This is a genomic window from Ramlibacter agri, assembly GCF_012927085.1.
GTDB classification, from domain to species: domain Bacteria; phylum Pseudomonadota; class Gammaproteobacteria; order Burkholderiales; family Burkholderiaceae_C; genus Ramlibacter; species Ramlibacter agri.
Window position 1 is genome coordinate 968259 of record NZ_JABBFX010000003.1, and the last position, 14608, is coordinate 982866.

At 70.1% G+C, this 14608-nt stretch carries 1 protein-coding gene (running past one end of the window); it reads left to right on the plus strand.

Annotation, left to right across the window (positions count from 1 at the left end; translation table 11 throughout):
• Nucleotides 1-14608: the 5' end (the start) of an LEPR-XLL domain-containing protein gene (locus HHL11_RS29145; protein ID WP_169422108.1), read on the plus strand. It continues 38243 nt past the right edge of the window; only the first 14608 of its 52851 coding nucleotides appear in the window; it begins with the start codon at nucleotides 1-3; its stop codon lies off the right edge, out of view.

Consider the following 14608-nt stretch of genomic DNA (forward strand, 5'->3'; position numbering starts at 1 on the left):
ATGAAAGCAAGAAAAACCAGCATTGCCACCCGCCTGCGCGAAGCCTTCCGGCTCGAGCCGCTGGAGCCACGCGTCCTGCTCTCGGCGGACCCGGTGCTGGGCGCGGCCCAGGCAGTGCTCGCTCCGCAGACGAGCGAGGACCAACTTGCGCAGGAGGCCTACTCCAGCGCGATGGCGCAGCAGACCACGCAGGCATCCAGCGCGGTGGTGGCGCAGATCCTGCGGCAGACCAGCAGCTCGCGCGGCATGACGGAGTTCGCGGTGGACAGCGCGACCTTCGACATCGCGAGCGTGCAGGACCAGCTGGGGATGCTGGAGGGGGCGTTCGACGTGCAGGCCGGCCAGACGATGGGGGGCACCGGCACGGTCATGATGGACCTGTACAACGACGGCAACATCTCGCCCGGCCACTCGCCCGGCAAGATCGACGTCGCCGGCAACTACACGCAGGCCGCCGGCAGCACGCTGACCATCCAGCTGGGAGGCACGGACCCCGGCACCGGCTACGACCAGTTGAACGTCAGCGGCCAGGCCACCCTGGACGGCACGCTGTCGCTGGAGCTGTGGAACGGCTACAAGCCCACCGACGGCGAGACCTTCGACATCCTCACCTTCGGCTCCGCCATCGGCAAGTTCGATGTGGGCGCCGGCTTCATCCAGGAAGACGCCGGGCTGTGGTTCTCGATCGACCAGCTGTCCAACGGCCTGCGCCTGACCGCGCACGAGATCGACCCCACCCTCGGCTACCTGCTGCAGGCGCTGCCCGACGCGACGAACGACGCGATGGGCCAGTGGCTGAACCACGACTACTTCGCCGACGTCACGCCGCAGACCTTCACCGGCGCCATCAGCCTGGGCAACCAGCTGACCGTGGACGGCACCTTCACCTTCGGCTTCGATTCGGGCGAGACGCTCACCGACCCCAACACCGGCGGCGCCGTCGAGGCGGACTTCTGGAAGCTGAGCATCTCCAATGCCACCGGCAGCCTGGGCCTGGACCTGAGCGACCCGTCGGCGCTGGGCATCTCGCTGTCGGACGTCGACCTGGGCCTGCTGTACGTCATGCCCACGTCCGCCAGCGCCACGCATGGCTGGCTGATGGCCGAAGGCTCCATCGGCGGCGCGTCCGCGGTTCTGGGCGGCCTGTCGCTGCATGACAACGGCACGCCGCTGGATTTCAACCTCAGCTGGGTCACCGGCGACGCGGCGACGCAGACGCTGGACCTGTCGGGCCAGCCGGTCGACGTCGGCGGCGGCCACGTGTTCGACGCCGATGGCTCCAAGGGCGAGTACCTGCTGCTCTCCGGCGGCTTCAGCGGCAGCCTGGACAGCATGGCGTTGTCCGCCACCATCGGCATCTCCATCGACAACAACGCCTTCGAGATGGCCGCGAGCGACGTGTCCGCCACGGTCTCCGGCGGCGGCATGTCGGTGGGCATCACCGACGGCGAATTCGGCCTGGTCGCCAGCGACGCCGGCGTCTCACTGGAAGCGCGCGGCGCGGCCAGCTTCGCCACCAGCGGCTTCAGCATGGGCGCGCAGGCGGTGCGCATCGCCTACAACAGCACCAGCGACGACGTCAGCGGGCGCGAGCTGAGCTTCGCCGGCGACTACAGCTACACCTTCGGCGACCTGCCGGCGGGCCCGGGCTCGCTGGCCGTGTCGGCCGTCGGCGTCACGGCCACCGTGGGCGACGGCGTCACGCTGAGCGGCGACTTCGCCTTCCAGCGCAGCGGCACTGGCGACAGCATGGCCGTCATCGGCCAGCACGTCGATGCCAAGGTCGCCGCCGGCGACTTCACGCTGGGCGTGAGCGACGGCGACCTGGCGCTGCTGGTGCGCACCGACGGCGTCGCCCTCGAGGCGAGCGGCGGCCTGGCCGCCAGCCTGGGCGACCAGGTGAGCCTGTCCGCGACCCAGGTGGACCTGCGCTTCAACGAGACGACCACGGACCTGGCCGGCACGGCGATGAACGCCGGGTCCCTCAGCCACACCTTCTCCAGCAGCATGAAGGCCGGCGCGCACGACCTGGCGCTGACCGGCGCCGATGTCGCCATCGGCGACTTCGTGCATGCGAGCGGCAGCCTGGCCGTGCACTGGGGCGACGAGACCACGCTGGACCTCGCCGGCGGCGGCACCGTGGACGTGAAGCAGCTCTTGATCGGCGGCACCGGCCTCACGGGCCAGGTGGGCCTGAACGGCGGCACGTCCGACTTCATCGGCTTCGACGCCAACGACGTGCAGCTGGCGCTGGGCCTCTTCAGCGACGCCGCCAACGACGCGCGCGGCTGGCAGGCCGTCAAGGTGCACACCGGCGCGGTGTCCTTCGAAGGCATCGACGGCGTGACGATGAAGGCCAACGACCTGGACGTCGTCGGCAACTTCAAGAGCAATCCGCTCGACCCGGTGATCGACTTCGCCGCCAGCCCGGTGCTGGTGGCCACCGGCGCAACCACTTCGCTGACGCTGGACATGGCCGGCGCGCGCGGCGCGCTGCTGGAAGCCTCGGGCACGGTGAACGTGTCGCTGTTCGGCTTCTTCCAGGTGTCCGGCGGCTTCGCCTTCCAGCGCAGCACCGAGTCGCTGACGCTCGCCGATGGCGAAGTGGTCGACGCGCAGCTGTTCACCCTGGGCGCGGCCAATGCCGACGCCTTCGCGGGCACCGGTGGCGACCGCGCCGACCGCGTGGGCCTGGACCTGCACCACGTGGACTTCGGCCTGGCGCTGGCCAGCGACCAGGCGGATCCTTCGCGCAGCTGGACCAGCCTGAGCGCCAAGGTCGGCAGCATCGCCGTCGTCGGCGTCGAAGGCCTCACGCTTTCGTCCTCCGACCTGATGGTCGCCGTCAACAGCAGCAGCATCGGCGCCCCGGTGGTGGACTACGCCGCTTCGCCGCTGCTGGTGTCCACCGGCCCCGGCACCAGCGTCAAGCTGGACATGGACGGCAAGCGCGGCCAGCTGCTGGAAGCGCGCGGCACGCTGGACGTCGATGCGTTCGGCTTCTTCCAGGCTTCGGGCAGCTTCGCGCTGACCAAGTCCAGCGAGAACGTCAAGCTGGATAACGGCGACGCCGTTGCCGTGGACACGCTGACCCTCGGCGCGGAAGGCGTGGACGCCTTCGTCGGCATTGACGGCGGCACGCCCGATGCCGTGGGCTTCGAACTGAATGACGTGGGCTTCGCGCTGGCGCTGATGCGCGAGCAGCTGCCCGCGGCCAGCCCCTCGGTGGCGCGCCAGTGGAGCGCGCTGCAGGCGAGCGCCGGCAAGGCTGCGCTGGACGGCGTGAGCGGCATCACCGCCACGGCTTCCAACGTGTCGGTCCGCATCAACAATGCCGACACCGCCGGCCACGTGGTCGATTTCGCGGCGACGCCGCTGGACGTGGCCACCGGCCCCGGCCTCGCCGTCACCTTCGACATGGACGGCGCCGCAGGCGCCACGCTGGCGGCGTCCGGCAACTTCGACCTGGATGTCGATGGCTTCTTCCAGGCCTCCGGCAGCCTCGCCATCGAGCGCCGCCAGGACAAGCTGACCCTGGCCGACGACCCGGCCACCACCGCCGTCGACGAATCCGCGACGCCGGTCGACGTGGACCTGCTGACCATCGGCGGCGCGGGCCTGAACGCCTTTGTCGGCGTCAACGGCGGCACGGCCTCGGCCCTGGGCCTGGCCATTGGCGACGTCGACTTCGCGCTGGTGCTGGCCAAGGAAAGCGCCGGCACCCGCAGCTGGAACACGCTGCAGGCCAGCGCCGGTTCCGTGGCGCTGGTCGGCATCTCCGGCCTCACCTTGTCCGGCAGCGACCTGGCCGTGCAGGTGAACGAAGCCGCCGCCGACGGCAGCGTCGTCGACTACGCCAAGCACAACCTGCCGGTCGCCACCGGCACCAGCAGCAGCCTGACGCTGGACATGGACGGCAGCGTTGGCGCGGTGCGCCGCGCCTCCGGCCACCTGGCCGTCGATATGTTCGGCTTCCTGCAGGCCGAAGGCGGCTTCGCGCTGGAAAGCCGCAGCACCACCGTGACCCTGGCCGACGGCAGCTCGGTCGCCGTCGACCTGCTGACCATCGGCGCCGATGGCGTCGACGCCTTTGCCGGCATCAACGGCGGCACGGCCGATGCCATGGGCTTCGCGCTGAACGACGTCAACGTGGCCCTGGCGCTGATGCGCCAGCACGGTGGCACGCGCACCTGGACTTCCGCCTACGCGCAGGCCGGTTCCGCCGGCCTGGTGGGCGTGGACGGCGTCACCGTCACCGGCGAATCGCTGGAAGTGCTGGTCAACCAGGCCGGCACGGTGGGCGACAAGGTCGTCGACCTGTCGGCCGCGCCGCTGACCGTGGCCAGCGGCCCGGACAGCAGCATCCAGCTCGATACCGACGGCAGCCTCGGCGCGCTGCTGCGCGCCTCCGGCCACCTGAAGCTGGACCTGTTCGGCTTCGTGCAGATGGAAGGCGACCTCTCCTTCGAGAAGTCCGCCCGCAACGTCACCCTGGCCGACGCGGCCCACACCACCGTGGCGGTGGACATGCTGGCCATGTCGGCCAGCAACCTGGATGCCTTCGTCGGCGTCAACGGCGGCAGCGACGACGCCATGGGCCTGGCGCTGCAACACGTGAACGTGGCGCTGGCGCTGCTGACCGCGCAGGACAACGCCGCGCGCACGTGGGTGAGCCTGCAGGCCAGCGCCACCAGCGCCGGCCTGGTGGGCCTGGACGCGGTCACGCTGAGCGCCAGCAACCTCGAGGTCTACGTCAACCAGGCCAAGCTGGCCGGCGACGATGTCGTCGACTACGCGGCCGGCGCGACCTCGCTGACCCTGGGCGGCCTCAAGCTGGACATGGACGGCGCGCAAGGCGACCTGCTGCGCGCCACCGGCGACCTGGAGATCGGCGTCGCCGACTACTTCCACGTGCAGGGCAGCTTCGGCATCGAAAGCCGCACCACCGACGTGACGCTGTCGGACGGCACCGCGACCCGCGTGCGCCTGCTGTCGATCGGCGCGCACAACGTCAACGCCTTCGCCGGCATCAACGGCGGCACCACCGACGCCCTGGGCCTGTCGCTGGGCAGCGTGGACTTCGCGCTGGCGCTGATGTCCGACGTCGCCAACCCGGCGCTGCACTACACCAGCCTGCAGGCTTCGGCCGGCCTGGCCAGCTTCATCGGCGTCGACGGCCTCACCGTCAAGGCCGACACGCTGTCGGTGCAGATCAACCGCGGCGTGCAGATCGCCGCGCAGGCGGCGCAGCACCTCACCGAGAACACGCAGCTGCACCTCACCGTCGGCGGCAGCGCCGGCACCCTGCATTTCACCCAAGGCGGCAACAGCGCCGACGTGGTGGTGGCGCCCGGCGAGACCAACGCGCAGGTGCTGACCGGCCTGCTGGGCGCCCTCGAATCGCTGGTGGGCGCCGGCAACGTCCTCGTCTCCGGCACCCGCGTCGGCGGCTACGACATCGTCTTCACCGGCGCGCTGAGCGGCCAGGACGTGAGCGGCCTGGCGGTGAACCTGCTGGCCCCGGATGCCACCGCAGCCGTCACCACCACCACCGATGCGGTGGCGGGTGTCAACGAGCTGAAGCAGATCACGCTGGAGCGCCAGCGTGGCGCGGTGCCGGACGTCACGACCAGCGTGACCCAGCTGGCCGCGATGGCCCTGGGCATCAACGAGATCAAGGGCATCGTCTTCACCACGCCCTACAGCACCTCGGGCAACTTCCAGATCTCGCTGGGCGCGCTGACGCAGACGGTGCGCTACGTCCAGAACGACGTCGACAACAACAAGGCGCGCCTGCGCACCGCTTTCGCCGCCCTGCTGGGCGTGGCCGAGAGCAACATCGACGTCACGTTCGACGGCACCTACAGCGCCGGCCACCTGTACAAGATCGAGTTCCGCGGCACGACGGCGCAACGGAACATCGGCGACATCACGATCACCGAGAGCCTGAAGGGCGCCATCCTGCCCTACACGCTGCAGGAAGGCTCGCAGCCGCAGGGCGAGACGCAGCGCGTCACCGTCGACGCGGGCACGGCCACCGGCACCTTCAAGCTGAGCCTGAACTACCTGACCTTCGGCACCTTCACCACGGGCGACATCGCCTTCGGTGCCGACGCCGCCACCGTCCAGGCGGCGCTGCTGGCGGCCAGCAACGGCACGCTGCAGCTCTCCAGCCAGGGCGCCGTCACCGTTACCAAGAACGGCAACAACTACGACGTCGCTTTCGGCGGCGGCTTCTCCGGCCGCGACCTGAAGAACCTGCAGGTGGCGCTGGCCGTGGACAGCACCGCGCCCAGCGGCAGCTTCACCGTCGAATACGACGGCCACACCAGCACCGCCATCGCCTACAGCAGCGACTCGGCGACGATGGCTGCCAACATCCAGGCGGCGCTGGAAGGCCTGGCCGGTATCGGCGCCGGCAACGTGCTTGTCACGTACGACGCCGCTGCTTCCGACACGCTGCACGCGAGCTTCAGCGTCTCCTTCCAGGGCGCGCTGGCGAACCAGGACGTCGCCGACTTCACGACGCACTTCGCCGGCCTGACCAACGCCACGGCCACGCCTTACGAGATCACCAAGGGCCACGCCGCCGTCGCCGAGCAACAGACGCTCGCCATCACGACGTCCGCGCCGGCAGCCACCTTCACCCTCACTTTCGGCGGCCACACCACGGCCTCCATCAGCACCGGCGCCACGGCTGCCGACGTGCAGGCCGCGCTGGACGCCGCCTTCACCGACGTCGAACTGGTCTCCTTCAGCGGCAAGCAGCTGACGGTGCGTTTCGGCGGCGCGCTGGCCGGCGCCAACGTCGCCCTGATGACGGCGACGGTTGCCACCACCGCCGGTACCGCCACGCTGGACGTCGTCACGCACGGCTCCACGACCGACATCGCGGCCACGCCGGCGCACAGCGTCGTCGTCGATTACGCGGCCGGCAAGACGGCGCTGACCGTGCCCACGGGCACCGGCAGCAGCTTTGACTTCAGCATGGACGGCGCCAAGGGGGCGCTGACGCGCGTCAGCGGCCACCTGGTCATCGACGCCTTCGGCTTCTTCCAGCTGGATGGCAACTTCGCCCTCGACAGCGGCTACGGCAGCGTGACCCTGGCCAGCGGCGCCGTCGTCGACGCGCAGGTGCTGACCCTCGGCGGCGACAACATCAGTGCCTTCGTCGGCGTCGGCGGCGGCAAGGCCGACCGCGTGGGCCTGGACCTCACCGGCGTGGACTTCGCGCTGGCGCTGATCGGCGACCGCAACGACACGGCCCGCAGCTGGATGAGCCTGCAGGCCAGCGCCGACACCATCGCCACGGTGGGCCTGGGCGAGCTGGAACTCTCGGCCGACACGCTGTCGGTCACCATCAACCGCGCCTCCGCCAAGGACGGCTCGGTCATCGACTACAAGCAGCAGAACCTGGAAGTCGCCACCGGCGCCACCACCAGCGTGACGCTGGACATGGACGGCAAGCGCGGCGACCTGCTGGAAGCCAGCGGCAACCTGCACATTGACGCCTACGGCTTCTTCCAGGCCGACGGCGGCTTCGCCATCGGCAAGCGCAGCGAGACGGTGAAGCTGGGCGACGGCAGCGACGTGGACGTCGACCTGCTGACCATCGGCGCTTCCAACGTCAACGCCTTCGCCGGCGTTGACGGTGGCACGACGAACCAGATCGGCCTGAAGCTGGAGAACGTGAGCTTCGCGCTGGCCATGATGCGCGAGCACACCGACCCGCTCGCCACCGCCACCGCGCGCTCCTGGACCGCGCTGCATGCGCAGGCCGGCAGCGCCAGCTTCGTCGGCGTCAACGGCCTCACCGTCACCGTGTCCTCGGTCGACGTCGAGATCAACCAGCCGGACGTGAACGGCAAGGTCGTCGACCTGGCCGCGGCTCCGGTCGATGTGGCGGTCGGCCCGGGCCAGAGCGAGAGCCTGGACTTCGCCGCTGCCGACGGCGCGCTGCTGCGCGCGAGGGGCGCCTTCGAGATCGACGCCTTCGGCTTCTTCCAGGCCTCGGGCAACCTGGCGCTGGAAAAGCGCACGAGCTCGGTCGCGATCGCCGACAACCCGCTGACGACGACAGTCGATGAAGCGGCCACCGTCAACGTGGACCTGCTGACCCTGGGCGGCTCCGGCCTCAACGCCTTCGTCGGCGTGGGCGGCGGCACCGCCGACGCGATGGGCCTGCAGATCGGCGGCGTGGACTTCGCGCTGGTCATGGCCAGCGAAGCCGGCCTGGCCGCGGGCGTGACGCCGCGCAGCTGGAACAGCCTGGAGGCCACGGCGCAGTCCGTGGCGCTGGTCGGCATCGAAGGCGTGACCATCGCCGCCGACACGCTGTCCGTGCAGGTGAACCGGTCCGCCATCGACGGCACGGTCATCGACTACGCGACGCAGGGCCTCGCCGTGAAGACCGGCCCCAGCGACACGCTGGCGCTGGACATGGACGGCAGCGAAGGCGCCGTGATGCGCGCCTCCGGCCACCTGACGCTCGACGTGCTGGGCTTCTTCCAGGCCGATGGCAACTTCGCCATCGAGAAGAAGACCACGACCCTGACGCTGGCCGACGCCGGCGCGACCCAGGTCAACGTGGACCTGCTGGCCATCGGCGCTTCCGGCGTCGACGCCTTCGCCGGCGTCAACGGCGGCACCGCCGATGCGATCGGCCTGGCGCTGAACGACGTCGACGTCGCCCTGGCGCTGATGCAGGAACACGGCGCCGCCACGCCGCGCAGCTGGACCGGCCTGAAGGCCAGCGCCGGCTCCGCCGCGCTGGTCGGCATAGCCGGCCTGACGCTCTCCGGCGAGAGCCTGCAGGTCGAAGTGAACAGCGCTTCCGACCCGGCCGGCCCGGTGATCGACTTCGCGAAGCAGAATCTCGACATCGCGACCGGCCCCGACAGCCACACCACGCTGGACGCCGACGGCTCGCTGGGTTCGCTGCTGCGCGCTTCCGGCCACCTGAAGCTCGATGTGTTCGGCTTCGTGCAAGCCGAGGGCGACCTGGCGCTGGAGAAGTCCTCCGGCCAGGTGACGCTGGGTGACGGCAGCACGGTGCAGGCCAACCTGCTGACCATCGGCGCCGACAACCTGAGCGCCTTCGCCGGCGTCAACGGCGGCACCGACGACGCCATGGGCCTGCAGCTCGATGACGTCGACCTCGGCCTGGCGCTGATCAGCGACAAGAACGATCCGACCCGCAGCTGGACGGCCCTGTCGGCGCATGCCGGCAGCGTCGCGCTGGTGGGCATCCCCAGCGTGACGGTGCAGGCCGATACCCTGGACGTGATCGTGAACCAGGCTGCCGCCGATGCGAGCCTGGTGGACTTCAGCGCCGCACCGATGAACATCGCCACCGGCGGCGACCCGGTCAAGCTGGACATGAAGGCCAGCGACGGCGAGCTGCTGCGCGCCACCGGCCACCTGAAAGTGGACGTGGCTGGCTTCTTTGCCGTCGACGGCAACTTCGGCGTCGAGAAGCGCACGACCGACGTCACGCTGTCCGATGGGAGCACGGCGCACGTCAACCTGCTCTCGATCGGCGCCGACAACGTCGACGCCTTTGCCGGCGTCAATGGCAACACCAGCGACGCGCTGGGCCTGAGCCTGGGCCACGTCGACTTCGCCATCGCGCTGATGGCGGACACGGCGAACCCGGCGAACAAGTACACCAGCGTGCAGGCCTCCGCCGGCCTGGCGGAGTTCGTCGGCGTCGACGGGCTGGTGATCTCGTCCAACGACATCAAGGTCAACATCAACCGCGGCGTGCAGGTGGCGGCGGTGCCGGCTTCCAGCACCACCACCAACACGCTGCTGCACCTGGACCTGGCGGCCACCGCCGGCAACCTGCACCTGGCCCAGGGCACGGACAGCGCCGACGTGGCGCTGAGCCCGACGCTGTCCAACGCGCAGTTCATCGCCAACCTGACCTCTGCGCTGGAGTCGCTGGACGGCGTGGGCGCGGGCAACGTGCGCGTGAGCGGCACGCGCCTCTCGGGCTACACCATCGAATTCATCGGCACGCTGGCCGGCACGGACGTCGCCGGCATCGCGGCGACCGTGGGCGCGGCGAGCGCCAGCACCTCCGTCACGACCACGCAGAACTCCTCTGCGGGCGTGAATGAAGTCAAGCAGATCACCCTCGAGAAGGAGCGCGGCGACGTCCCGAACGTGGACACCAGCGTCACGCAGCTGATCGCGGCGGCCGTGGGCGTCAACGAACTGAAGGCCATCGTCTTCAGCTCGCCGTACGTCACCTCGGGCACCTACCAGATCTCGCTGGCCGGTGGCGGCACCCAGACGGTGCGCTTCACCCAGAACGACATCGAGAACAACAAGACGAACATCCGCAACGCGCTGAACGCGCTGTTCGGGGTGTCGTCGGGCATCACGGTCGCCTTCGACAGCACTTACACCGGCGTCGGCCACCGCTACACCATCGCCTTCGGCGGCACGCTGGCGCAGCAGGACATTGCCGACATCAGCATCACCGAGAGCCTGTCGGGCGACATCACGCCGGTGAACCTGAAGCAGGGCTCGGCGGCCACCGGTGAGACGCAGCGCGTCACCATCGCCGCGGGCACGGCCAGCGGCACCTTCAAGCTGAGCCTGAACTACCTGACGCTGGGCACCTTCACGACGGCGGACATCGCCATCGGCGCCACGGCGGCGCAGGTGCAGGCGGCGCTGCTGGCCGCCACGAACGGCACGCAGACTCTCTCCAGCCAGGGCACGATCGCCGTCACCAAGACGGGCGACAGCTACGACGTGGCTTTCGGCGGCGGCTTTGCCGGCCGCGACCTGAAGAACCTGCAGGTCGCGCTGAACGTGAACGCCAACGCGCCGAGCGGCAGCTTCACGGTGGAATACGACGGCCACACGAGTGCCGCCATCGCCTACAGCGCCGACCACGCCGTCATGGCCGCCAACATCCAGGCGGCGCTGGCAGCGCTGGCCGGCATCGGCGCCGGCAACGTCACGGTGAGCTTCAATGCCACCGCGTCCGACAGCACGCACGACAGCTACAAGATTACTTTCGGCGGTGCGCTGGCGCAGCAGGACGTCGCGGACTTCACGACGCACTTCGCGGGCTTGGTCAACGCCACGGCCACGCCTTACGAGATCACCAAGGGCCACGCGGCCGTCGCCGAGCAGCAGACCGTTGCCATCACGAGCACGGCCACGCAAGCGAACTTCACGCTCACTTTCAACGGCCACACCACCGCCGCCATCAGCACCACGGCTACGGCCGACGACGTGCAGGCCGCGCTCACCGCGGCTTTCGGCGCCGACGTGCAGGTCGTCTCCTTCAGCGGCAAGCGCCTGACCGTGGAATTCGCCGGCGCGCTGGCGGGCACCGACGTCGCCCTGATGACGGCTGCCGCAACGACCACGGCGGGCAGCGCCACGCTGGCCGTCACGCAGCACGGCGCCACCGAGAACATCGCCGCCACCGCCGCCCATGCGGTGGTGGTGGACTACGCCACCGGCAAGACCAGCCTGAGCGTCGCCACCGGTCCGGCTACGACCTTCACGTTCACCATGGACGGCAGCCGCGGCGACATCACCGAAGCCAGCGGCCACCTCACCCTCGACGCCTTCGGCTTCTTCCAGCTGGATGGCTTCTTCGCCTTCGAGAGCAGCTACGGCAGCGTGACCCTGGCGAGCGGCCAGGTGGTGGACGCGCAGCTGCTGACGCTGGGCGGCAGCGGCATCTCCGCCTTCGCCGGTGTCGGCGGCGGCAGCGCCGACGCCGTGGGCCTGCAACTGGGCGACGTCGACTTCGGCCTGGCCCTGGTCAGCGACCGCAACGACACCGCCCGCAGCTGGATGAGCCTGCAGGCGAACGCGGGCAACGTGGACTTCGTCGGCATCGACGGCCTGGAGATCAGCGCCACCGAGCTGAACGTCAACATCAACAGGGCGGCGGCGGACGGCTCCGTCATCGACTACGCGCAGCAGAACCTGGAAGTCGCGGCCGGCGGCGGCAACACTGTCACCCTGGGCATGGACGGCCAGCGCGGCGACCTGCTGGAAGCCAGCGGCAACCTGAAGATCGACGCGTTCGGCTTCTTCCAGGTGCAGGGCGGCTTTGCCCTGACCAAGGGCACGGACCACGTCACGCTCAGCGACGGCAGCCAGGTCGACGTCGACGCGCTGACCATCGGCGCCTCCAAGGTCAGCGCCTTCGCCGGCATCAACGGCGGCACGGCCAATGCGATGGGCCTGCAGCTGACCGACACGAACTTCGCGCTGGCGATGCTGCGCGAACACCTGGGCACCGGCGTCACCACGCCGGCCCGCAGCTGGATGGGCCTGCGCGCCACCGCCGGTTCGGTCGCCTTCACCGGCGTGGCCGGCGTCACGATCCAGGCCACCGACCTCGAAGTGGTGGTCAACCAGCCGAACGCGCCCGGCGGCACGGTGGTCGACTTCGGCGCGGCCCCGCTCAATGTCAAGACCGGTCCCGGCCAGTCCATGGACCTGGACATGGACAGCGCCGACGGCGCGCTGCTGCGCGCCACCACGCACGCCACGCTGGACGTCCTGGGCTTCTTCCAGGTCGACGGCGACTTCGCCTTCGAGAGCAAGACCGCGCAGGTGACGCTGGCCGACAACCCGGCCACGACGACCGTCGACGAATCCGCGACGCCGGTCAACGTCGACCTGCTGACGGTCGGCGCGAGCAACCTCGATGCCTTCGCCGGTGTCGGCGGCGGCACCGACAGCGCGCTGGGCCTGCAACTGGCCGGCGTCGAATTCGGCCTGGCGCTCATGAGCGACCACGCCACGCCGACCCGCAAGTGGACCGCGCTGCAGGCCAGCGCCGCTTCCGCCGGCTTCATCGGCGTCGACGGCCTCACCATCGGCGGCGAGAACCTCGCCGTGCAGGTGAACCAGGCCGCCAGCGACGGCAGCCTGGTCGACTTCGCCGCGCGCACGCTGGACGTGCCCACCGGCACCTCCAGCGCGATGACGCTGGACATGGACGGCAGCCTGGGCGCGCTGGTGCGCGCCAGCGGCCACCTGAACCTGGACATCTTCGGCTTCTTCCAGGCCGAGGGCGACTTCGCCGTCGAGAAGAAGACGGCGCAGGTCACGCTGGCCGATGCCGCGCACAGCGTCGTCGACGTCGACCTGCTGACGGTGGGTGCGAGCAACCTCGACGCCTTCGCCGGCATCCACGGCGGCACCGACAACGCGCTGGGCCTGGCCCTGAACGACGTCGACTTCGGCCTGGCGCTGATGCACGAACACGTGGCCGCGGGCGCGCCCGCCGGCCGCAACTGGACCAGCCTGAAGGCGGAAGCCGGCAGCGTCGCCTTCGTCGGCATCGACGGGATCGGTGTTTCCGCCACCGACCTGTTCGTCGAGATCAACCAGGCCGGCACGGCCCTCACGCCCGTGGTGGACCTCGCGGCCGCGCCGCTGCAGGTGGCCACGGGCGGAACGCCCATGGACCTGGACATGGCCGGCTCGCGCGGCGCGCTGCTGCGCGCCGGCGGCACGCTGGACCTGGACGTGTTCGGCTTCGTGCAGGCGCACGGCGACTTCGCCTTCGAGAAGTCGTCGACGCAGGTCACGCTGTCCGACGCCACCGAAGTGCAGGTGGACCTGCTCACGCTGGGCGCACACGACACCAGCCTGTTCGCCGGCGTCAACGGCGGCACCGCGGACGCGCTGGGCCTGAGCCTGACGCACGTGGACTTCGGCCTGGCGATGCTGAGCGACCAGGCCAACCCCACCCGCAAGTGGACGGCCCTGCAAGCCGACGTGGGCGGCGCCTCCTTCGTCGGTATCGACCAGTTCACGCTGGCCGCCACCGGCCTCAAGGTGCAGGTGAACCAGGCGGCCGCCGACGGCACCGTCGTCGACTTCCTGGCCGAGCCGCTGGCCGTGAGCACCAGTGCCACGACCACGATGGACCTGAAGATGGACGGCAGCCAGGGCGCGCTGCTGCGCGCCACGGGCCACCTGGACATCGGCGTGGCCGGCTTCTTCAGCGTGTCCGGCGACTTCGGCCTGGAAAAGCGCACCCAGCTGGTGACGCTGTCCGACGGCACCGAAGTCCAGGTCAACCTGCTGTCCATCGGCGGGCATGACATCGACGCCTTCGCCGGCATCAACGGCGGCACCAGCGACGCGCTGGGCCTGAGCCTGGGCCAGGTGGACTTCGCGGTCGCGCTCATGAGCGACGTCAACGTCCCGGCCCACAAGTACACCAGCGTGCAGGCCACGGCCGGCCTCGCCACCTTCCTGGGCGTGGACGACCTGACGGTGGAAGCGCGCGACATCGCGGTCAACATCAACCGCGGCGTGCAGGTCGCGGCCACGCCGGCCACCGACGTCACCACCAACACCAAGCTGCAGCTGGACGTCGCCAGCGCGGCGGGCTCGGTCCAGTTCACCAAGGGCGCGAGCACGGCCACGGCGAACGTCAGCGCTTCGCTCTCCAACGCGCAGGTGCTGGCCAACCTCAAAGCCGCCATCGGCCAGCTGGCCGGCGTGGGCGCGGCCAACGTGCTGGTCACCGGCAACCGCGTCACGGGTTACACGATCGAGTTCGTCGGCACGCTGGCCGGCACGGACGTGGCCGGCATTGCGGCCGCCG